At 72.4% G+C, this 19,660-nt stretch carries 20 protein-coding genes; 7 read left to right on the plus strand and 13 right to left on the minus strand.

Going from position 1 to position 19,660, the window contains the following annotated elements:
• The first annotated feature begins 7 nt into the window (after window positions 1-7).
• The gene (locus B1H29_RS17280) at window positions 8-901 is read left to right on the plus strand and encodes a hypothetical protein (RefSeq protein ID WP_055418729.1); all 894 of its coding nucleotides are present in this window, start codon (window positions 8-10) and stop codon (window positions 899-901) included.
• Between the two features lie 347 nt (window positions 902-1,248).
• Here B1H29_RS17280 and B1H29_RS17285 read toward each other — a convergent pair whose 3' ends face one another.
• A complete protein-coding gene (locus tag B1H29_RS17285; protein ID WP_199832349.1) occupies window positions 1,249-1,743 on the minus strand; it encodes a GbsR/MarR family transcriptional regulator in 495 nt (164 codons plus the stop codon).
• Between the two features lie 74 nt (window positions 1,744-1,817).
• Here B1H29_RS17285 and B1H29_RS17290 point away from each other — a divergent pair, with 74 nt between their 5' ends.
• From B1H29_RS17290 to B1H29_RS17305, 4 genes are all read left to right on the plus strand, one after another.
• Window positions 1,818-2,753, plus strand: a complete 936-nt coding sequence (locus B1H29_RS17290) for an ABC transporter ATP-binding protein (RefSeq protein WP_055418731.1) — start codon at window positions 1,818-1,820, stop codon at window positions 2,751-2,753.
• On the plus strand, window positions 2,750-4,354 hold the full coding sequence (locus B1H29_RS17295; RefSeq protein WP_055418732.1) for an ABC transporter permease: 1,605 nt from the start codon (window positions 2,750-2,752) through the stop codon (window positions 4,352-4,354). The genes B1H29_RS17290 and B1H29_RS17295 overlap by 4 nt, the downstream gene beginning before the upstream one ends.
• A gap of 187 nt (window positions 4,355-4,541) precedes the next feature.
• Window positions 4,542-5,006 (plus strand): cupin domain-containing protein, encoded by a 465-nt coding sequence (locus B1H29_RS17300; protein WP_055418733.1) that lies wholly within the window; start codon window positions 4,542-4,544, stop codon window positions 5,004-5,006.
• Between the two features lie 60 nt (window positions 5,007-5,066).
• Entirely contained in the window at window positions 5,067-5,327 is a 261-nt protein-coding gene (locus tag B1H29_RS17305; protein WP_055418734.1) for a hypothetical protein, read from the plus strand.
• Here B1H29_RS17305 and B1H29_RS17310 read toward each other — a convergent pair.
• Window positions 5,310-6,626, minus strand: a complete 1,317-nt coding sequence (locus B1H29_RS17310) for a cytochrome P450 (RefSeq protein ID WP_234393035.1) — start codon at window positions 6,624-6,626, stop codon at window positions 5,310-5,312. The genes B1H29_RS17305 and B1H29_RS17310 overlap by 18 nt on opposite strands.
• 157 nt (window positions 6,627-6,783) lie before the next feature.
• Between B1H29_RS17310 and B1H29_RS17315 the strand changes: the two genes are divergently transcribed.
• Window positions 6,784-7,923: an endo-1,4-beta-xylanase gene (locus tag B1H29_RS17315; protein ID WP_055418735.1), complete on the plus strand. Its 1,140-nt coding sequence runs from the start codon at window positions 6,784-6,786 to the stop codon at window positions 7,921-7,923.
• A gap of 83 nt (window positions 7,924-8,006) precedes the next feature.
• On the opposite strand, the gene B1H29_RS17320 is transcribed toward B1H29_RS17315, so the two are convergent.
• Both B1H29_RS17320 and B1H29_RS17325 read right to left on the minus strand, forming a co-directional pair.
• Window positions 8,007-8,195, minus strand: coding sequence for a DUF397 domain-containing protein (locus tag B1H29_RS17320; RefSeq protein ID WP_055418736.1), 189 nt, complete (start codon window positions 8,193-8,195; stop codon window positions 8,007-8,009).
• Window positions 8,195-8,968, minus strand: coding sequence for a DUF5753 domain-containing protein (locus B1H29_RS17325; RefSeq protein ID WP_234393036.1), 774 nt, complete (start codon window positions 8,966-8,968; stop codon window positions 8,195-8,197). The genes B1H29_RS17320 and B1H29_RS17325 overlap by 1 nt, the downstream gene beginning before the upstream one ends.
• Window positions 8,969-9,273: 305 nt before the next feature.
• On the opposite strand from B1H29_RS17325, the gene B1H29_RS17330 reads away from it, so the two are divergent.
• Window positions 9,274-9,708, plus strand: a complete 435-nt coding sequence (locus B1H29_RS17330; RefSeq protein ID WP_055418738.1) for an ATP-binding protein — start codon at window positions 9,274-9,276, stop codon at window positions 9,706-9,708.
• Here the strand turns inward: B1H29_RS17330 and B1H29_RS17335 are convergent.
• The 9 genes from B1H29_RS17335 to B1H29_RS17375 form a co-directional block, all read right to left on the minus strand.
• Window positions 9,678-10,352, minus strand: coding sequence for a response regulator (locus tag B1H29_RS17335; protein WP_055418739.1), 675 nt, complete (start codon window positions 10,350-10,352; stop codon window positions 9,678-9,680). The two genes, B1H29_RS17330 and B1H29_RS17335, sit on opposite strands and share 31 nt — an antisense overlap.
• Complete coding sequence (locus B1H29_RS17340; protein WP_055418740.1) at window positions 10,349-11,773, minus strand: histidine kinase; 1,425 nt, start codon at window positions 11,771-11,773, stop codon at window positions 10,349-10,351. The genes B1H29_RS17335 and B1H29_RS17340 overlap by 4 nt, the downstream gene beginning before the upstream one ends.
• Window positions 11,774-11,786: 13 nt before the next feature.
• A complete protein-coding gene (locus B1H29_RS17345) occupies window positions 11,787-12,473 on the minus strand; it encodes a response regulator (protein WP_055418741.1) in 687 nt (228 codons plus the stop codon).
• Complete coding sequence (locus tag B1H29_RS17350) at window positions 12,470-13,846, minus strand: sensor histidine kinase (RefSeq protein ID WP_055419009.1); 1,377 nt, start codon at window positions 13,844-13,846, stop codon at window positions 12,470-12,472. Before B1H29_RS17350 ends, B1H29_RS17345 begins: the two co-directional genes overlap by 4 nt.
• Window positions 13,839-15,116: an acyltransferase family protein gene (locus tag B1H29_RS17355; RefSeq protein ID WP_079160281.1), complete on the minus strand. Its 1,278-nt coding sequence runs from the start codon at window positions 15,114-15,116 to the stop codon at window positions 13,839-13,841. Before B1H29_RS17355 ends, B1H29_RS17350 begins: the two co-directional genes overlap by 8 nt.
• Window positions 15,109-16,098, minus strand: coding sequence for an alpha/beta hydrolase (locus tag B1H29_RS17360; protein ID WP_055418742.1), 990 nt, complete (start codon window positions 16,096-16,098; stop codon window positions 15,109-15,111). Before B1H29_RS17360 ends, B1H29_RS17355 begins: the two co-directional genes overlap by 8 nt.
• 248 nt (window positions 16,099-16,346) lie before the next feature.
• Window positions 16,347-17,282, minus strand: a complete 936-nt coding sequence (locus B1H29_RS17365) for an alpha/beta hydrolase (RefSeq protein WP_055418743.1) — start codon at window positions 17,280-17,282, stop codon at window positions 16,347-16,349.
• Between the two features lie 202 nt (window positions 17,283-17,484).
• Window positions 17,485-18,669 carry a kynureninase gene (kynU, locus tag B1H29_RS17370; RefSeq protein WP_055418744.1) on the minus strand — a complete coding sequence of 395 codons (1,185 nt, stop codon included), beginning with the start codon at window positions 18,667-18,669 and terminating at the stop codon, window positions 17,485-17,487.
• Complete coding sequence (locus B1H29_RS17375) at window positions 18,662-19,477, minus strand: tryptophan 2,3-dioxygenase family protein (RefSeq protein ID WP_055418745.1); 816 nt, start codon at window positions 19,475-19,477, stop codon at window positions 18,662-18,664. Before B1H29_RS17375 ends, kynU begins: the two co-directional genes overlap by 8 nt.
• Between the last annotated feature and the right edge of the window lie 183 nt (window positions 19,478-19,660).

Consider the following 19,660-nt stretch of genomic DNA (forward strand, 5'->3'; position numbering starts at 1 on the left):
GCGAGGCATGGCCGAGGTGGCGACTTCCGCGCGGTCCTCCGCGACGCCCGATCAGCTTCTGGTGGTCATCGATCCGGTCGCCCGGCGGGCGGACGGGGAGTCCGTCCGGATCGCGAAAGACGTGCTCAGCGCGGGTGCGGCTAGTACCAAGGTGTGCCTGCCGGACGGTCCGGAGGAATTCTCCCGGGCGCTGCGGCGAAGGGGTTCGCGGCGGCCCGTCGTGGTCGGCGACGACCGTGCGCTGCTGCGGGCCGTCGGCCTGCTGCACCGGCAGCGGGAGCTGGCGGGCTGCGAGCTGTCGATGGTGCCGGTGGGCCCGGTGCTGGGCCTGACCCGGGCGCTCGGGCTGCCGTCGGGCGCGGTGGCGGCGGCGCGGGCGGTGCTGGACGGGGCGGAACGCCGCCTCGACCTGCTCGTCGACGACAGTGACGGGGTGGTCCTGGGGGCGGTGAGGATTCCGCCGGTCGCGACACACGAGGACGCGGACGCGGGGGCGGGGGCGGTGGCGGGCGCGTCGGCCCCGGCCCACGCCTGGCTGCGGACCTGCCAGTCCCTCGTACGGACGCTGGCGTCCTCGCGCCCGGCCCGGATCACGGCGGCTCCGGGGGCGACCGGTCCGGTCCGGCTGCGGGTGGAGGTCGACGGGGTGACGCTGGTGGACCTGGACCGGCCGGTCGAGGGGGTCTCGATCACGCCGGGCGCCGGCGGGCTGGCCGTGGTGGAGGTGCGGCCGCTGTCGGTGGGCGCGGAGGCGTCACCGCTGACGGCGAGCGGGCGGACGGTGACCGTGTCGGGGGCACACTTCCGGTACCGGGCCGACGCGGTGGTCTCGGGGCCGGTGGGGACACGGACGTGGACGGTGCGGGAGGGGGCGTGGGGGCTGACACTGCCGGCGGGGTGACCGGGGGCGTCGGGACAGCCGGGGGCGGCCGGAAGGCCGGGGCCGGAGCCGGAGGCCGAGGGCCGGAAAGCCGAGGGCCGGAAAGCCGAGGGCCGGAAAGCCGAGGGCCGGCCGGACGACCAGGGGCGGCGCGACGAACGGAGCGCGGCCGGACGACCAAGGGCGGCGCAACGAACGGAGCGCGGCCGGACGCGTCGGTGCCCGGGCTCGGCGCTTCCGCGGACCCGGCCGGGGCGGGCGTGAGCCGGTACTTCGGCGTGGCTGGCCCACGGGACGCGGCGGGCTCCCTCCGACGGGGCCGCGTGACCGCTCGCACGGCAGGTGTGCCGCGCCCGGCCCCGCCCGCGTCAGCCGCCGAAGGTCTTCTGCCGGTGGACGCGCCAGCGCTCCATCATGGCCGCGATCTCCCCGTCGACGAACTCGAAGAAGGCGAGGGTCTCGGCCATGCGGCGGCCCGCCGGGGTGTCGGCGCCGAGGCTGGTGACGCCCTCGCGCAGCGCCTCCTCCCAGCGCTTGAGGACGGTCTCGCGGTTGGTGAGCGCCTCGTACCACTGATTGCTGTGCACCCGGTACCGCTCGCGTCGCGAGCCGGGTTCGCGCTCGCGGGAGACCATGTGCTGCTGCGAGAGGTAGCGCACGGCACCGGAGACGGCGGCCGGGCTGACCCGGAGCTGCTCGCCGAGTTCGGCGGAGGTCAGCGAACCGGAGTCGGAGGCCAGCAGCGCGGCGAAGACACGGGCCGGCATCCGCTGCATCCCTGCCTCGACGAGCTGGGCCGCGAAGCCCTCCACGAATTTCGACACCGCCTCGGGGTCGCGCCCTGATGTCGTTGCTTCCGTCATCTTTCGATCATCCCTCACCATCCTGACGTTTTCTTAACTTCACAAATTTATGAAGCGAGCGTACTTTCGGAATCATGACGAAGGCAATCAGCGTCTCCGGGCTCCACAAGTCGTTCGGCCGGACGCACGCGCTGGACGGCCTCGACCTGAACGTCGAGGCCGGCGAGGTCCACGGCTTCCTGGGCCCCAACGGCGCCGGCAAGTCCACCACCATCCGCGTCCTGCTCGGCCTGCTGCGCGCCGACTCCGGCGCCGCCCAGGTACTCGGCCGTGATCCGTGGGCGGATGCGGTGGAGGCGCACCGCCGGATCGCCTACGTCCCCGGCGACGTGACGCTGTGGCGCAACCTCTCCGGCGGCGAGGTCATCGACCTGTACGGCCGGCTGCGCGGCGGGCTGGACACGCGGCGGCGCGCGGAACTGGTCGAGCGCTTCGAACTGGACCCGACCAAGAAGGGCCGTACGTACTCCAAGGGCAACCGGCAGAAGGTGGCCCTGGTGGCCGCCTTCGCCTCGGACGTCGACCTGCTGATCCTGGACGAGCCGACCTCCGGACTGGACCCGCTGATGGAGGAGGTCTTCCAGAGGTGCGTGGCCGAGGAGCGCGAGCGCGGCCGGACGATCCTGCTCTCCTCCCACATCCTCAGCGAGGTGGAGGAGCTGTGCGACCGGGTCAGCATCATCCGCAAGGGACGGACCGTCGAGAGCGGTTCGCTCGCCGAGCTGCGCCACCTGACGCGGACCAGCGTGAGCGCCGAACTCGCGGGGCCTCCGGACGGGCTGGCCCATCTGCCCGGCGTGCACGGCCTCGACGTCCAGGGCAACCGGGTCCGGCTCCAGGTCGACACCGACAGGCTGGACGCCGTACTCCGCTGCCTGAGCGAGTCGGGCGTGCGGTCGCTGACGTCGACGCCGCCGACGCTGGAGGAACTGTTCATGCGGCACTACCAGGCCGAGACCGCCGAGACCGCCGAGACCGCGGAGGCCGCCGAGGAGGTGGCGTCGCGATGACCGCGGTGGCCTCTGCCGGAGTGCGGTCCGGCGGCGCGCGCCAACTCGCCGGTACCGGCACGCTGCTGCGCTTCGCCCTGCGCCGCGACCGGGTGATGATCCCGGTCTGGGTGGCGGTGAACGCGCTGATGGTCCTCTCCATGCCCGGCACCATCGAGGGCCTGTACGGCACCGCCGCCGAACGCGCCGACCTGGTGCGGCAGATGGAGACCAACTCCTCACTGCGCGCGATGGTGGGCCCCGTCTTCGACGACAGCCTCGGCGCGCTCACGGCCTGGCGCGTCGGTGTCTACGCGGCCGCGCTCGCCGCCGTGATGAGCCTGCTCATCGTCGTACGGCACACCCGCGACGAGGAGGAGAGCGGCCGGCAGGAAGTGGTCGCCTCCGGGATGGTCGGCCGCCGGGCCGCACTGACCGCGGCGCTGCTCACGGCGGCGGTCGCCAACGGCGTCCTGGCGCTGCTGGTCGTCGCCGGACTGGCCGGGCAGGGCGCGGCCGGCGCGCTGGCCCTCGGGCTCGGAGTCGCGGGCGTCGGCATGCTGTTCGCCACGATGGCCGCGATCGTCGCCCAGTTGACGGAGAGCGCGCGCCTGGCCCGGGGGCTGACGGCGGCGGTGCTGGGCGCGGCGTTCGTGCTGCGCGCGGCGGGCGACTCGGCGACGGCCGACGGTTCGTCGGTACTGACCTGGCTGTCGCCGCTGGGCTGGCTGGAGAACCTGCGGGCCTTCGCCGCCGAACGGTGGTGGGTGCTGCTGCTGATCGCCGGCGCGGTGGTGGTGCAGGGCGTGGTGGCCTACGAGCTGGCCGGCCGCCGGGACCTCGGCATGAGCTTCCTGCCGACCCGGCCCGGGCCGGCCGCCGGGCGCCTGCGCACGGCCGGTGCGCTGGCCTGGCGGCTGCAGCGGGGCGGCGTGCTCGGCTGGAGCATCGGCTTCCTCCTCGCCGGGGTCGTCTACGGCTCGATGACCGAGGGCGCGGCCGACCTGGTCGGGGACAACGAGCAGGCCCGCGGGATCATCGAGCGGATGGGCGGGCAGGCCGGGCTGACCGACGCCTTCGTGTCGGCGATGGTCGGGATGCTCGGACTGATCGCCGCGCTGTATGTCGTCGCGTCGGTACTGCGGCTGAACGGCGAGGAGACGTCCGGACGGGCGGAGCCGGTGCTCGCCGGCGCGGTGGGACGGCTGCGGTGGGCCGCCGGGCACCTGGTGATCGCCTTCGGCGGCGCGGCGCTCATCATGCTGCTCGCCGGGCTGGGTTTCGCGCTCGGGTACGGCCAGGACGCCGGGGCGATCCTGGGCGCGTGTCTGGTGCAGGTGCCGGCGGTGTGGGTGATCGGCGGGGCGGCGGTGCTGCTGCACGGGGTGCTGCCCAGGGGTGCGGTGGCCGCGTGGGGAGTCGCCGGCGCCGTGCTGCTGCTCGGGTGGGTCGGGCCGGCGCTGGATGTGCCGCAGAGCGTGCTGGACGTGTCGCCGTTCGGGCATCTGCCGAAGTTGCCGGGCGGGGAGATGAGCTGGTCGCCGGTGCTGGTGCTCACGTCGATCGCGGTGGTGCTGGTGGTGGCGGGGCTGGTGGGCTTGCGGCGACGGGATGTGACGTAGCCGAGCCGGGAGAGCACCCCCAGAACAAGCCAATCGGCCTCGGTCCGCCTCGGTCTCTTGCGCGGGCATCTCAGCGCGAGCAATGGTTGAATCGTCAACTAGTACGCCCGGGGCGATGCCCGGACGAGTGGCTGCCCCACGGCCCGGCCATCGCCGTCCCTCATGCGCAGACAAGAGGAGAACGCACATGAGCATCGCACTCGTGCGCAACCCCGGCGAAGGCACCGTCTACCGCTACTACGACAGCGTCCAGGAACAGGTCGTGTCGAACACCGAGACGCGGGGAGTGGTCACCGTCGCGCGGCTGAGCATGCGCCGGTCGGACGCGCCGCCCCTGCACGTCCACAGCCGGGAGGACGAGAGCTGGGTGGTCCTGGCCGGCCGCGTCCGGTTCTGGGTCGGATCGGCCTCACTCGACGCGTGCGAGGTCCATGACGCCGAGCCGGGCGCCTACGCCTTCGGCCCCCGGTCGGTTCCCCACACCTTCCAGCCGCTCACCACGACGGCGGACGTGCTGGTCATCAACAACCCGGGAGCCGTCGAGGGCTACTTCCGGTCGGTCGGCGACGCCGACGCGCGTCGCGACACGGACCACGCGGACAGGCTCACCCAGTACGGCATAGCCCTCCTGGACGGCCCGCCTCACGCGTGAGCCCGGGCCCGGCGGCGGTGCCTCGAAACCGGGCAGGACGTCGGGAGCGTCCTGGTGGCCATGGGACGGCGTGACGCGATGACGTGCGGTGGGTGCCTGGTGTCGGCGGTGGGAGCCACGGGGGCGGTGCTCGCCTGGGGGATGTCGGATCGCACCCGGCGGCACTTCGGCCACGCCTTCGAGAACAACGGCATGGACCTCAGCGTGCTCTGCACCGAACTGCCCTTCGCCCTGCTCGCCGGGGCCCTCGCGCCGGCCCTGATCTGGGCGCTGGGTGCCTGGCTGCTGGAACGCCGCCGCCGCTCAGACCTCCACTCGTAGCCCCGCCAGCCCTCGCATCACGAAGTTCGGCTTCCGCTCCGGTTCCGACGCCAGGCGCAGCGCCGGGGCCCGTTCCAGCAGGGCCGTCATGGATGCCGCCAGTTCGATGCGGGCCAGTGGGGCGCCGATGCAGTAGTGGACGCCGGCGCTGAAGGAGATGTGGGGATTGTCGCGCCGGGTGAGGTCGAGGCGGTCCGGGGCGGTGAAGACCGCCGGGTCGTGGTTGGCGGAGCCGAACAGCATCGCCACCTCCGCGCCGCGCGGAACGGTCGTCCCGCCGATCTCGATCTCGTCCAGCACCCAGCGTTCGAAGAGCTGGAGCGGGGTGTCGTAGCGCATCAGCTCCTCCACGGCGGACGGGACCAGGGAGTGGTCCGCGCGGAGGGCTGCGAGCTGGCCGGGGTTGCGGAAGAGGGCCAGCCAGCCGTTGGTCGTGGCGTTCACCGTGGCCTCGTGACCGGCGTTCAGGAGCAGGACGCAGGTCGAGATCATCTCCTGCTCGGTGAGCCGGTCGTCGTCCTCGTCGTGGGCCGCGATCAGCCCTGAGATCAGGTCGTCGCCCGGCTCCTTGCGGCGGGCCGCGATCAGTCCGCGCAGGTACTCCGAGAAGCCGACCGACGCGCGGACCGCCTTCGCCGCCGTCTCCTCGGACGGGTTCAGCTCGTACATCCCGCAGATCTCCGCCGACCAGGGGCGCAGCGGAGCCCGGTCCGACTCCGGGATACCCAGCATCTCCGCGATCACGGCGACCGGGAGCGGTTCGGCCACGTCCCGCAGCAGGTCGCCGCCGCCGTCCGCCACCAGCCGGGACACCAGGTCGTCGGCCAGCCCGTGCACGTACGGCTTCAGCCTCTCCACCGTGCGCGGCGTGAACGCCTTCGACACCAGACGCCGGATACGGGTGTGGTCCGGCGGCTCCAGGTCGAGCATCCCGTGGTCGTTGAGCGTGTGGAAGGGCTCCTGCTCCGGCGGGGGCGCGGTGCGGCCGAAGTCCTCGTGCGTGAAGCGGTGCCGGTACGTGCGGCCGAGGCGGCGGTCGCGCAGCAGCGCCGAGACGTCCGCGTGGTGCGGGACCAGCCACTGGTCGCTCGGCTCGTAGTAGAGCACGCGCCCCCGGGCCCGCAGCTCGGCGAAGGCGGGGTACGGGTCGGCGACGAACGCCGGGTCCCACGGGTCGAACGCGGGGCCGGGCCCGGGGCCCGATGCGGGGCCGGACGCAGAGCCCGACGCGGGGCCGGACGCAGAGCCCGACGCGGGGCCGGACGCGGGATCGGATGCGGGATCGGATGCAGCCGTCATGGACGGACAGTAAGTCCTCGACCGGCCCGGTGCCCAGAGTCCCGCGGCCCCGCGTGCACGGGTCTTGACCTCGCGCCGCCGGAGCCTTAGCTTCCTTCACCAATGTTTCGGAAATCATTTCGAAACTTTCGGAGCACGACGGAATGAGACTCCCCGCATGAGAACCATTCGTTTCGCCACCGTTGCCCTCACCACCGCCGCCCTGACGCTGCCGCTCGTCGCGGGAACCGCCACGGCCGACCCGTCCTCCGGTCGGCACCCCGCGCCGCACTCCCACGCCAAGTTCGACCGGCTGCGCGAGGCCGCCCCCGACGGCTTCTACGTCGGCACCGCCGTGGCGGGCGGCGGCCACCACCTGGAGCAGGACTACCCGGACCCGTTCACCTCGGACAGGAAGTACCGGAAGGTCCTCGGGCGCCAGTTCAACTCGGTGTCCCCCGAGAACCAAATGAAGTGGGAGTTCATCCACCCGGAGCGCGACCGGTACGACTTCGCGGCGGCAGACGCCATCGTCGAGTTCGCCGAGCGCCACCGCCAGGTCGTACGCGGTCACACGCTGCTGTGGCACAGCCAGAACCCGCAGTGGCTGGAGCAGGGCGACTTCTCCGACGAGGAGCTGCGTGCGATCCTGCGTGAGCACATCACCACCGTCGTCGGCCGGTACGCCGGCCGGATCCAGCAGTGGGACGTCGCGAACGAGATCTTCGACGACCAGGGCAAGCTCCGCACGCAGGACAACATCTGGATCCGCGAACTCGGCCCCGGCATCATCGCGGACGCCTTCCGCTGGGCGCACGAGGCCGACCCGCAGGCGAAGCTCTTCTTCAACGACTACGGCGTCGAGAGCGTCAACGCCAAGAGCGACGCCTACTACGCCCTCACCCAGGACCTGCTCCGGCAGGGCGTGCCGGTGGACGGCTTCTCCGTCCAGGCGCACCTGAGCACGCGGTACGGCTTCCCGGGCGACCTGGAGGCGAACCTGAAGCGCTTCGACGCGCTGGGCCTGGAAACCGCCGTCACCGAGCTGGACGTACGGATGGACCTGCCGGCCGACGGCAAGCCCACCGCCGCGCAGCAGAAGCAGCAGGCCGACTACTACCAGCGGACCCTGTCGGCCTGCCTGGCCGTCGAGGACTGCAACTCGTTCACGATCTGGGGCTTCACCGACAAGTACTCATGGGTGCCGGTGTTCTTCGAGGGCGAGGGCTCCGCAACGGTCATGACCGACGACTACCACCGCAAGCCCGCCTTCCACGCCCTGCGGCACACCCTGAAGGCGGCGGCCCACAAGCACTGACCTCCGCTGTCCGCCCACCACATCCGCCGTGTCCGCCGCGGGGCCGTCACCCCACACCCCGCGGCGGAGCCCGCCCCCGTGGCTCAGACCCCGGGCCGGGGCAGCCTCTTGACGCCCTCGACGAAGGCGGTGAAGGAGGGCGCGGACACGGAGAGGGTGGCGCGAGCGGGGGCCTTGGAGTCACGGATGGCTATGTGGGTGGCCAACTCCGCGATCTCGACACAGGTGTCGCCGTCACCGCCGCTGGAATAGGTGGACTTACGCCAGTTCATTACAGCTCCTTCGCCAGCCGGTGGATAAGGCCGCGCGACGCCACGGGGTCCAGCGACGCGCTCTTCACCGTACGAAACAGCGTGCGGAGGTTTTCCAACTGCTCCTCCGCATCGCAGAAGGCAGCACCAGTGGGCGAATCACGCAGACCGGTATCGAGTTGAGGCACTGGACCGCCCAGGTACACCATCGACGCCCCGGCACCCGCGAATCCCTCGCAGTCGACGGGGATGACGCGCACCGTGACCTGGTCACGCTCAATCGCATCCAGAATCTCGTGCAGTTGAACACGCGACACCTGGCGGTCAGCCACGTGGACTCGCAGGGCGAACTCGTGGATAACCGTTTCGTACGGCGTCGGAGTGTCGCGTTCGATGATCACGCGTCGGTTCATCCGGTGCTCCACACGCGCCGCCACCTCACTCTCGGGCAGTTCGGGCCGCATGTAGCTGAAGACCGCACGTGCATAGTCGGCGGTTTGCAACAGACCCGGCACATGCATGATCACCACCTCGCGCAGGTACGTCGCGTGGTACTCGGCTTCGGCCGTGTCGAGGAATGCCGGCGGCAGGACGCCCCGATACTCCTCCCACCAACCCCGCGTGCGGTCGGTCGCCATCGCAACCAGTGAGTCGACCAACGCCAAGTCCGTGCACGTGTAGTTGTCCGCGAGGCGGCGCACGCGCTTGGCGCTCACTCCGACGGTGCCGGACTCGATCTGGCTCACCTGAACCGCGTCGGCCTCCAGGAGCTCTGCGGCCTCCCTGGCCGTCATGCCCGTCGCCTCACGCAGTTTGCGCAGCTCAGCCCCCAATCGAACCCGTCGAGCGGTGAGATGCCTCTTCGGCGGCAAACCGTGCCTCCTTGGTCCAACTCCTCAGGGAGCATCCCTCGTTCGAGCGTCAGGATACGACAGCGGGTTGTAGTTTCCTAAGACTAGGAAATACCGTCGGTGACGCGACGCACACGCTGCGAAACCCCGGGGCACCGGAAGCGCACCGCTCCGTCCTGTCATGGCGGCTGCGGCAATGACACCGCCCGGCGGCAGCGACACCCCTCCCTCACGAACGGAGTCGACGCATGCCCGAAGACACTTCCTGGGAGTACTCCCTGTACATCCCGAACGACCCCCGCGCCGTCACCATCAGTCGCCGCACCCTCCGTCTGATCCTGACCATGCACGGGCTGATCGGTCTCGTCGACGTCGCGGAGCTGCTCGCGGCGGAGCTGATCGGCAACGCCGTGCTGCACACCAAGGGCCCTGCGGCACTGCGCGTGCGGTGGTCGGCCGGGGTGTTGCGGATCGGCGCGTGGGACGCCGACCCTGAACCCCCGGACGCTCCCGCCCGGTTTGCGGACGTGGCCGAGGACGAGAACGGCCGGGGGCTCGCCCTCGTCAGGGCCTGCTCCGACCTGTGGGGCTGGCAACCGCTCTCCCGGTTCGGCAACCGGGGCAAGTACGTGTGGTGCGAGCTCGGTGCCCCTCAGCCCGGCGTCACCAACCGCGCCTCGTAGGCGAAGACCGCCGCCTGGGTGCGGTCCCGCAGGCCCAGCTTCACCAGGACGCGGCTGACGTGCGTCTTGATCGTCGACTCGGCGACCACCAGGCGCTCGGCGATCTCCGAGTTGGACAGGCCCTGCGCGATGAGAACCAGGACCTCCGTCTCCCGCTCGGTCAGTTCGCCGTACGCCCCCTGCGCCGAGGAGAGCGGACGCGGGCCATCGGACAGCTTCGAGAACTCGGTGATCAGACGCTTGGTGACCGAGGGGGCGAGGAGCGCCTCGCCGGCGGCCACCACCCGGACACCGTCGGCGAGCTGGCGGGCCGAGGCGTCTTTGAGGAGGAAGCCGGAGGCGCCCGCGCGCAGCGCCTGGTACACGTACTCGTCGAGGTCGAAGGTGGTGAGGACGAGGACCTTCGCCGCGCCGTCCGCCGCGACGATCTCCCGGGTCGCCTCGATGCCGTTCAACTCCGGCATACGGATGTCCATCAGGACGACGTCGGGGGCCAGCTCCCGGACCTTGTCGACCGCCTCCCGGCCGTTGACCGCCTCACCGGCGACCTCGATGCCCGGCATCGCGTTCAACAGGACCGAGAAGCCCTCGCGCACCATCATCTGGTCGTCGGCGATCAGGACCCGGATCGGGTGGTCAGTCATGCTTCCCCTTCGGTCCGCGCGGTGACCGGCAGGAACACCGCCACCTCGTAACCCCCGTCGTCGGTGGAGTCCGCCGTCATCTCGCCGTCCAGCATCGTCACACGCTCGCGCATGCCGGTGATGCCGTGCCCGGCGCCCGGCGACGGCTTGACCAGGGAGGGCTGGGGCATCGAACCGTTCACGATCCGAAGGCCCAGGCCGCCCAGCACGTAGGAGACCTCGACGCGGGCGGTCGCGCCGGGCGCGTGCCGCAGGGAGTTGCTCAGCGCCTCCTGCACGATCCGGTACGCCGACAGCTCCACACCGGGCGGCAGCTCGCGCACCGCGCCGGTCACCACCTTGTCCACGGCCAGGCCCGCCTCGCGCACGTTGGCAAGCAGGGCGTCCAGGTCGGAGAGCGTCGGCTGGGGTGCGTCCGGGGCCTCGTAGTCCTCGGCGCGGACGACTCCCAGGATGCGGCGAAGCTCGGTGAGGGCTGCCACCGCGTTCTCCCGGATGGTGGCGAAGGCCCGCTCCAGCTCCTCCGGTGGATTCTCCACCCGGTAGGGCGCGGCCTCCGCCTGGATGGCGACCACCGACATGTGGTGGGCGACGACGTCGTGCAGTTCGCGGGCGATGGTGGTGCGCTCCTCCAGCGCGGTGCGGCGGGAGCGTTCGTGCGCCGTGACGGTCTGCTGGGCGGTCACCTCCTGCTGGGCGGTGTGCCGGATGTGCCAGAGGCAGACCAGGAGCAGGGCGAACGCGGACGTCACCATCATGGGGCCGCTGTTCGTGTAGTAGTACGACCCGCCGAGGAAGACGTCCGAGAGGAAGGCGTACACGGTCGTCAGGACCCACATCCAGACAGCGGTGCGGGGCCGGGTGCGCAGCGCCACGACGATCACGACCGTGAGATGGGAGATGAACGCGCCGGGCATCCACGGCCACTCCAACCCGTTGCCGCTGATGAGCGCGACCAGCGGGGTCACGACGAGCGACAACCAGAACGCGCCGATCGGCCGGACCAGCGTGGCGGCCACCGGGAGAGCGCACAGTACGCCGGTCACCAGGGCAGGTAGGTCACCGCCAGGCAGGCTGCCCCCCACCGCGCCGACGACCAGGGCGAGCAGCGCGATCCCACCCACCACCGCGTGCGGGAGGTACCGCGCGTCCGCCCTCAGCCGGCCGGGCAGCCGACGGACGAACGGACCGTCCGTATGCCGAGGCGGCAGCAAACGGTAGGCGAAGGGGTCATGGAACATGTCTTGGCGCAGTCCCCGCAGGGCGTTCCGGAACAACCGGTATTCCTGGCTTCGGGTCGCGTACCCGTGCTGCTGGTGAGTCGTCTCGGTCACGTTCACACGGTAGGCCGACCAGGCGTGGGCGGTCGTCCCCGCCGAGACGGGTTCCCGGGCGTCCGTCTCAGGTACTACATGGGCCACTGACCGTCGCTCCTCAGTACCCCGAGGGCCGCACCAGCCCCGACTCGTACGCGAACACCGCCGCCTGCGTCCGGTCCCTGAGCCCCAGCTTCACCAGGATCCGGCCGACGTGCGTCTTCACCGTCTGCTCGGCGACGACCAGCCGCTGGGCGATCTCCGCGTTCGACAGGCCCTGCGCGATCAGGGCGAGCACCTCGGTCTCCCGCTCGGTCAGCTCACCGACACGAGCCTTCAGCGGCGCGCGCGGCCGGTCGTCCAGCCGGGCGAACTCGGCGATCAGCCGCCGCGTGACGCCCGGCGCGAGCAACGCGTCCCCGGCCGCCACCACCCGGACCGCCTCGGCGAGTTGGTCGGCGGAGGCGTCCTTCAGCATGAAACCGGACGCGCCGGCCCGCAGCGCCTCGTACACGTACTCGTCGAGGTCGAAGGTGGTCAGCACGAGCACTCTGATCTCCGGGGTCGCCACGGTGATGCGTCGGGTGGCCTCGATACCGCCCAGCTCGGGCATGCGGATGTCCATCAGGACGACTTCCGGGGCGAGCTCGGCGACCTTGGCCACGGCGTCCAGGCCGTCCACCGCCTGCCCGATCACCTCGATGTCGGGCTGGGTGTTGAGCAGCACGGTGAATCCCTGCCGGACCATCTGCTGGTCGTCGGCGATCAGCACACGGATCACGCGGCCGTTGCTGCTGGTCGTCATCGGGTGTCGTCCTCGGTGGAGTCGTGAGCAGAATGGTCGGGGGCAAGAAGGTCGGGGCCGTCGGCCGGCAGGAACGCGGCCACCTGGTAGCCGCCGTCCGGCAGTGACCGCGCCGTCAGGGTGCCGTCGAGCATCGCCACCCGTTCCCGCATGCCGAGCAGTCCGTGCCCTGCCCCCTGGGACGGCGCCGGGGCCCGCTGCGGGCGGGTGTTGGACACGTCGACGCGCAGCCCGATCGGAAGGTGCGTGAGGTGGACCCGGGCGGTCGCGCCGGGCGCGTGCCGCAGGATGTTGCTGAGCGCCTCCTGCACGATCCGGTACGCCGACAGCTCCACCCCGGGCGGCAGGGGTCTGCGTGTCCCGCTCGTCTCGGCGGTGACGGTCAGACCGGCGGCCCGGATGTTCTCCACCAGCGTGTCGAGCCGGTCGAGGGTGGGTTGCGGGGCGTGCGGGGCGGCGTCCGCCCCGTCGGGCGTCTCCAGTGCGTCGGGGTGCTCGGAGCGCAGCACGCCCAGCACACGGCGCAGCTCGGTGAGGGCCTCCAGCGCGTTCTGCCGGATGCCCGCGAGGTTCTCCTTCAGCTCGTCCGGCGGGTTCTCGACGAGGAGGGGGGCGACCTGGGCCTGGATGGAGATCACCGACATGTGGTGGGCGACCACGTCGTGCAGCTCGCGCGCGATGCGTCCGCGCTCCTCCAGCAGGGTGCGCCGGGCTCTCTCCTCGGCGGTGAGCGAGGTCTGCTGCGCGAGTTCCATGCGGGCCTCGCGAAGTCCGCGCAGGGCGGTGCCGAGCACGACGACGACCGCGAACAGGATGACGGCGAGCTCACCGGTCGGCTGGTAGTTCAGCCCGCCCACCAGGCCCTGCACGACGTAGGTGGCGAGCGCGGTCAGGGCCAGCGCCTCCGCGGACACCCGGGTACGGACCCGCAGGGCGAGCAGCAGCAGGACGAACAGGTGCCCGATGATCCCGGCGGCCGTCCAGGGCCAGGTGAACTTGTAGCCGCCCGCCACCATCTCGGCCCGCACGGCGATGGCCCCCACCAGCATCGCCGCCATCGACAGCCACCACGCCGAGACCGGCCGCCACAGCGCCAGCACCATCGCGCCGGCCTGGGCGAGGGCGATCAGGAAGGCGAACCCGGGCTCGACCCTGCCGTTGTCGTTGAGCTGGGCGGCGCCACCGAGCAGCACGCCCAGGGCGGCCAGACAGACGATCCCGTGCGGGAACCAGCGCAGCCACACCGACGGCGGCAGCGGATCCGCCCGCCAGGTCCACAGGTCGTCGTGGAGCACCCGCAGCGCACGCTTGACCGGGCCCCCCGTGATCATCCGCCGGCTCCCCCTAAGCATCACCCGGCCCACCCTAGACATGACGTGCGCCCGCCGCCCTCGTCCGTCCCGGCGGGCGAGGGGCGCGGACGACCCGGGTGCGGCGCCGGCCACCGCCGCGCTCGAAGGAGCGGAAGGCGGCCCAGCAGCCGGCCAGGACGAGGATGAACACCGGGAGCCAGGCGAGCCGGGCCGCGACCCAGCCCAGGCCGTCGGGGAGCGTGTGCAGGCCGGGCAGGCGGCCCATGAGGAGGCCGGTGGCCGTGGTCGCCATCAACGCGGTCTGGTGCCACAGGAAGACCGTCATCGCGAAGAGGTTGACCAGCGCGACCGCCGCCCATGCCACGGGCCGCCGCATCGCGCGGCGCAGCCGCTCGCGCAGCAGCAGCGCCAGACCGCACTGCGCCAGGCCGAAGGTGGCGGCGGCCAGCGTCGGCGGGTTGAGGTTCGACACCTCGGCGCCGGGGACACCGACCATCGACGCCGGGTAGCCCGCCCAGGCGACGAGCGCCGCGGTCGCCGCCGTACCGCCGGTGAGCAGGACCCAGCCCGCACGGCGGTGGTCCAGCTCGCCGCGGGTCCAGGCGGCACCGAGGGAGTAGGGGACCAGCCAGCCGGCGGCGAGGTTGATCCAGCCGAGCCAGGACGGGGCGCCGAATCCGAAACGCAGCAGGTCGACGTGGAGGACGACGGCCAGTGGCCACAGCGGATGCAGCCGGGCAAGCAGCGGAGTCGCCGCCGTCAGTACGGCGAAGACCAGGAGGAACCACAGCGGGGACAGGGCCAGCTTCACCAGGGTGTGGACGGTCACGAAGTCGGCGCCCGTCAGGAGCAGCAGCACCGCCGTCACCGTCCACAGGCCGAGGACGGCCCCGACCGGACGGAACAGCCGGGAGAGCCGGGCGGACAGCCAGCGGCCGTAGGACGTGCCGCGGGCTCGGGCCGACGCGTAGCCGCGGGTGGCGACATGGCCGCCGACCAGGAAGAACACGGCGAGGGTCTGGAAGACCCAGGAGATCGGGGACAGCCAGGGCATGTCCCGCAGCGGACTGGCCGCGTGCAGTGTGTCGCCGTCGGCGACCAGGGCCGTCACCAGCCAGTGGCCGAGGACCACGCCGAGGATGGCGAAGGCACGCAGGGCGTCGACGGCCCGGTCACGCGAGGCGGGTGTCGCGGCGTCGATCCGGGCGGCGGCGCGGCGCAGCCCCTGCTGGACGGCGGCGCGACGCGGACCCTGCCGGGCGACGGCGCTCCACCGGCCCGGCGCGCCGTGCGGAGGACTCGGCCGGGTCGCTCGGGTCACGTCAGTCATGGGTCACCTCCGTGGTCTCGCCCAGGACGATCCGGGCCAGGTTCGTCAGGGAGACGGAGCCGGTGTCGAAGTAGTCGCTGTGGCCGCCGTCGCCGGCCGCGAAGACCCGGGCGCCGAAGTCCGGGGAGACCGGGTCGGTGCCGAAGCCGACGGTGGTGCCGAAGAGGTCGGCGCTGAGGTGCGGAACGTGCTCCACCCAGTCGTCGGTGCCCCGTGCCGCCCAGATCCGGGCGCCGGTACGCAGGTCCGCGGCGGTGTCGGCGCCGGTGCCCGGGCTGCCGACCAGGGCGATGTCGGCGACGTCCAGGCCGCCGGCGGCGCGGGCGCAGACCACCGAGCCGTAGGAGTGGCAGAGGAGGGCGAGGCGGGTGCCGGGGGCGGTGACCCCGCGCAGGGTGTCGACGAGGGCGCGCAGCTTCGGGGCGGCCCGGTCGGCGCGGTCGGTCGTGACGACGGTGGTGCTGACGGTGCCCGGCGTCTCGTAACCCAGCCAGGCCACGACCGCGGTGCCGTCGCCCTCGGGAGCCTGGGCGGCGAGCTGCCGGTGCAGGGCGAGGGCCGCCGCACGGAAGCGGTCGTAGGTGTCGAGGCTCGTGTCGGAGCCCGGGACCAGGACGGCGACGCGGTCCGCGTGGGCCAGGTCGCCGAAGACCTCCGTGGCCAGTCCGGCTCCCCGGCCGTCGAAGGCGAGCAGACGTCGGGCCGGGTCGGCCATCGAGCGGTCCGCCGCCGCGCGGTGCCGGTCACCGTGAGCGCTCGACATCCGGGACGCCTCGGCGGCGTTGGCCCGGTTGGCGGCGTACGCCTCCTCCAGCGTGTCCGCCGTCGGGGCGGCGAGCGCGGCGGGCTCCGGAGCGGGGATGTCGGGGCGCGCGGCGCCGGAGAGGGGGAGGACCGTGGCGCCACAGATGAGCGCGGCGAGGACACCGCGACGCCACCTGTTCACGCGCCGCCGCCAACGTACCGTCGTCCCGGCGCCCATGGCCTCTCCCCTCCAGCTCGCCCGACCACCGGGCTCGTCTGTGAAGGAAGTTATGAATCGCGCCGGGTAACCCGCGTCCCGCCAGGGAACTCACCTGCGACGTAGCTCTCAGGTACTACGGGTACAACGGGCCCGACCGACAGGCACAACGGGCCCGGCGGGTGCGACGGGTACAACAGGTCCACCACGTACGGCCGGACCCGACCCCGAAGGCACGACCGCGGAGCCCAGAGGCGCCGGCACCGTTCTCACCAAGCCAGTTGCGCGATCTCCTCCGCCACCACCGCGCACGCGTCCGCCGCCGGGTCGATCAGCGGATAGTGGCCGACGTCCTCCAGCAGCGTCACGCCCACCACCTCCCCCGCCTTCGCCGCCGCGTCGGCATACGCCTCGGCGACCGCCTGCGGAACGTCCACGTCGGCGCGGCCCTGTACGAGGGTCGTCGCGATGCCGGTGGGCAGCAGCAGGGCCGGGTCGGCGTAGGGCCGGCGTTCGGCGAACAGCTCAGCGCCTCCCAGCAGTTGCCGGGCCGCACCGCCGCACACCTCGAGCTTGTCGGCGACCTCGAAGTCGGCGATCGGCGCCAGGGCGACCACACCGCGCAGGGGCGCCGGGCGGTCGGTGCGCCAGGGAGCGTCGGCGGGGAGCAGGTGCCGGGCGGCCGCCCACAGGGCGAGGTGGCCCCCGGCGGAGTGGCCGGTGAGCACGACCCGGCGCGCGTCGGCCTGCGGGAGGTACTGCCGTATCAGCGCGGGCAGCGCGTCCAGCGCGGCGGCGACGTCGTCGAAGGTGTCGGGCCAGCGCCCCGCGACGAGACCGTCCCCGCCCTCCGTGCCGCGCCGGTACTCCACGCTGGCGACGGCGAGGCCACGGCGGGTCAGGAAGCCGGCGAACGGGCTGACATGGCGGCGGTCGTACGGCGCCCGCCACGAACCTCCGTGCAGGACCACCACGACGGGAGCGGCACCGCCCAATCCCCCCGCACCACCGGCGCCGCCCACACCCCGCACGCCACGCGGGGCATAGAAGTCGATCACCTGGTCCGGATGCCCGCCGTACACGGCGGTGCTGTCGGGGTCGACCGCCGGGTGCGAGAAGGCCGACTTCTCCTCGGCGGCCTCCGCGGCATCCCTCGCGGCGTCCCTGGCGGCAGCGGTGCCCGGTTCTGCGGCGGCGTCCGGCATGCTCAACCTCTCAGCGGCAAAACGGTGTTGGCCGACCGGGGGAATGAAATCGGCCGTTGGCGGGACGTTATCAGGCCGGTGACGTGCGCGGACATGGGGATGTAACGCTGGGTGAGGACCGAGCGAACCGCCCGGCCCCCACCCGCCCGTCACACCACCGCCTCCGCCACCGTCACACCACCGCGTCCGCCACCGCCACCCGTCACACCACCGCCTCCGCCAGCACCCGCGCCGCCCGCTCCACGTCCGCGAAGCCGACGTACAGCGGGGTGAAGCCGAAGCGCAGGACGTCCGGCGCCCGGAAGTCACCGACCACCCCGCGCTCGATCAGCCGCTTCATCACATCCCCGGCGTCGTCACAGCGCAGCGCGACCTGGCTGCCCCGCTCCGCGTGCGCCGCCGGAGTCAGCAACTCCACCCGCCCGTCCGGGACGTACTCCCCGACGCAGCGCAGGAAGAAATCGGTCAGCGCCAGGGACTTGGCCCGCACCGCTTCCACCGGCACCCCCTCCCACACGTCCAGCGCCGCCTCCAGGGCGAGCATGGAGAGGATGTCCGGCGTACCGACCCGGCCGCGCACCGCACCGGACGCCGGGGCGTAGGCGGGCCGCATGCCGAAGGGCTCGGCGTGCGAGTTCCAGCCCGGCAGCGGGGAGTCGAAACGGTTTTGGAGGTCGCGGCGCACGTACAGGTACGCGGGCGAACCGGGTCCGCCGTTGAGGTACTTGTAGGTGCAGCCGACCGCCAGGTCGACGCCGTGCTCGTCGAGGCCGACCGGCAGCGCGCCCGCGCTGTGGCACAGGTCCCACACGACGTACGCCCCCGCCGCGTGCACCGCGGCCGTGAGCGCGGGCAGGTCGTGCAGCCGGCCCGTGCGGTAGTCGACGTGGTTGAGCAGGACGGCGGCGGTACGGTCACCGAGCGCCGACGGCACCTCGGACGGGGCGACCGGGCGCAGGGCGCAGCCCGTCATCCGGGCCGCCGACTCGGCGATGTACCCGTCCGTGGGGAAGGTGGTGGCGTCGACGAGGATCTCGTCCCGCCCCTCCCCCGCCATCCGCACCGCGGCCACGAGCGCCTTGAACACGTTCACGCTCGTCGAGTCGCCCACGACGATCTGCCCGGCCGCCGCCCCGACCAGCGGGGCGATCCGGTCACCGATCCGCTCGGGCGCGCTCCACCAGCCGCTCTCCTCCCACGACCGGATGCGCAGCTCACCCCACTGGCGGCCCACGACGTCCGCCACGCGCGCGGGGACACCGGCCGGGAGGGCGCCGAGCGAGTTGCCGTCCAGATAGACGACGTCGTCCAGGACGAACCGCTCGCGCAGTGCCGCCAGCTCGTCGGCGGCGTCCAGTTCCCCGGCCGCACTCTTCAGCTCAGACATGCGACCGCGCCGTCCACAGCTCGGGGAACACGTTGTTCCGGGCCCGCTTCTCCAGCCAGGCCACCCCGGCGGAGCCGCCCGTGCCGGTCTTGGAGCCCATCGCGCGGCGGGTGGCGACCAGGTGGTCGTTGCGCCAGCGCCAGACCAGCTCGGCGACGTCGGTGAGCGCCTCGCCGAGGCGGGCCAGCTCGCCGTTCTGGTCACCGGAGTAGACGGCCGTCCAGGCGGCCTCCACCTCGGGCGCCGCCTCGTACCTCCGGGTGACGTCGCGCCGGAGCACGGCGTCCGGGATGCCGTGGCCGCGCCGGGCGAGCAGCCGGACCACCTCGTCGTACAGGCTCGGCTCGTGCAGCGCCTTCTCCAGCTCCGCGTGGACGCGCGGGGCGCCGCGGTGCGGAACGAGCATGGACGCGGACTTGTCGCCGAGCAGGAACTCCAGGCGGCGGTACATCGCCGACTGGAAGCCGGAGCCCTCGCCGAGGGCACTGCGGTACGAATTGAACTGGGCCGGGGTGAGCTGCCCCAGCGGCGTCCAGGAGGCGTTCAGCGCCTCCAGCTCCCGCACCGAGCGCTTGAGCGCGTCGGTCGCCACCTGGACCCGGTCCTCGCGCAGGGCGCGGGACGCGGTCTCCCACTCGTGGACGATGACGGTGAACCACAGCTCCATGACCTGGGTCGTGACCAGGAAGACCATCTCTCCGGGATCGTCGGAGAGGGTGTGCTGGAGATGGGTGAGCACGTCCGCCTTGACATAGTCCTCGTACGGCGTGCTGCCCTCGAAGTCGAGATTCGGGGCGTCGTGGGACATCGCTGTCTCCTGATGTGCACTCCGGGTAGCGGTCCGCCCTGCCGTTACCGACACGGGGCCCCGGTCCCCATACGGCATCCTCCGCAATCGTCGCAGGAAACCGCAAGGCCCGCCCGCGCGCGCAGCGGACGCGAGACCCGCCCCCGCGCACGGCGGACGCGAGAGCCGCCCCCCGCGCGGCGA

Source organism: Streptomyces pactum (genome assembly GCF_002005225.1).
Taxonomy (GTDB): domain Bacteria; phylum Actinomycetota; class Actinomycetes; order Streptomycetales; family Streptomycetaceae; genus Streptomyces; species Streptomyces pactum_A.

Bases quoted from the DNA above. Each gene is read 5' to 3' on its own strand.
- B1H29_RS17375 (WP_055418745.1), bottom strand. From the start codon at position 19,477: ATGTCCCACGACGCCCCGAATCTCGACTTCGAGGGCAGCACGCCGTAC.
- B1H29_RS17290 (WP_055418731.1), top strand. From the start codon at position 1,818: ATGACGAAGGCAATCAGCGTCTCCGGGCTCCACAAGTCGTTCGGCCGG.
- B1H29_RS17325 (WP_234393036.1), bottom strand. From the start codon at position 8,968: ATGACGGCCAGGGAGGCCGCAGAGCTCCTGGAGGCCGACGCGGTTCAG.
- B1H29_RS17360 (WP_055418742.1), bottom strand. From the start codon at position 16,098: ATGGGCGCCGGGACGACGGTACGTTGGCGGCGGCGCGTGAACAGGTGG.
- B1H29_RS17320 (WP_055418736.1), bottom strand. From the start codon at position 8,195: ATGAACTGGCGTAAGTCCACCTATTCCAGCGGCGGTGACGGCGACACC.
- B1H29_RS17305 (WP_055418734.1), top strand. From the start codon at position 5,067: ATGGGACGGCGTGACGCGATGACGTGCGGTGGGTGCCTGGTGTCGGCG.
- B1H29_RS17355 (WP_079160281.1), bottom strand. From the start codon at position 15,116: ATGACTGACGTGACCCGAGCGACCCGGCCGAGTCCTCCGCACGGCGCG.
- B1H29_RS17330 (WP_055418738.1), top strand. From the start codon at position 9,274: ATGCCCGAAGACACTTCCTGGGAGTACTCCCTGTACATCCCGAACGAC.
- B1H29_RS17315 (WP_055418735.1), top strand. From the start codon at position 6,784: ATGAGAACCATTCGTTTCGCCACCGTTGCCCTCACCACCGCCGCCCTG.
- B1H29_RS17295 (WP_055418732.1), top strand. From the start codon at position 2,750: ATGACCGCGGTGGCCTCTGCCGGAGTGCGGTCCGGCGGCGCGCGCCAA.
- kynU (WP_055418744.1), bottom strand. From the start codon at position 18,669: ATGTCTGAGCTGAAGAGTGCGGCCGGGGAACTGGACGCCGCCGACGAG.
- B1H29_RS17335 (WP_055418739.1), bottom strand. From the start codon at position 10,352: ATGACTGACCACCCGATCCGGGTCCTGATCGCCGACGACCAGATGATG.
- B1H29_RS17365 (WP_055418743.1), bottom strand. From the start codon at position 17,282: ATGCCGGACGCCGCCGCAGAACCGGGCACCGCTGCCGCCAGGGACGCC.
- B1H29_RS17285 (WP_199832349.1), bottom strand. From the start codon at position 1,743: ATGACGGAAGCAACGACATCAGGGCGCGACCCCGAGGCGGTGTCGAAA.
- B1H29_RS17350 (WP_055419009.1), bottom strand. From the start codon at position 13,846: ATGTCTAGGGTGGGCCGGGTGATGCTTAGGGGGAGCCGGCGGATGATC.
- B1H29_RS17345 (WP_055418741.1), bottom strand. From the start codon at position 12,473: ATGACGACCAGCAGCAACGGCCGCGTGATCCGTGTGCTGATCGCCGAC.
- B1H29_RS17300 (WP_055418733.1), top strand. From the start codon at position 4,542: ATGAGCATCGCACTCGTGCGCAACCCCGGCGAAGGCACCGTCTACCGC.
- B1H29_RS17280 (WP_055418729.1), top strand. From the start codon at position 8: ATGGCCGAGGTGGCGACTTCCGCGCGGTCCTCCGCGACGCCCGATCAG.
- B1H29_RS17310 (WP_234393035.1), bottom strand. From the start codon at position 6,626: ATGACGGCTGCATCCGATCCCGCATCCGATCCCGCGTCCGGCCCCGCG.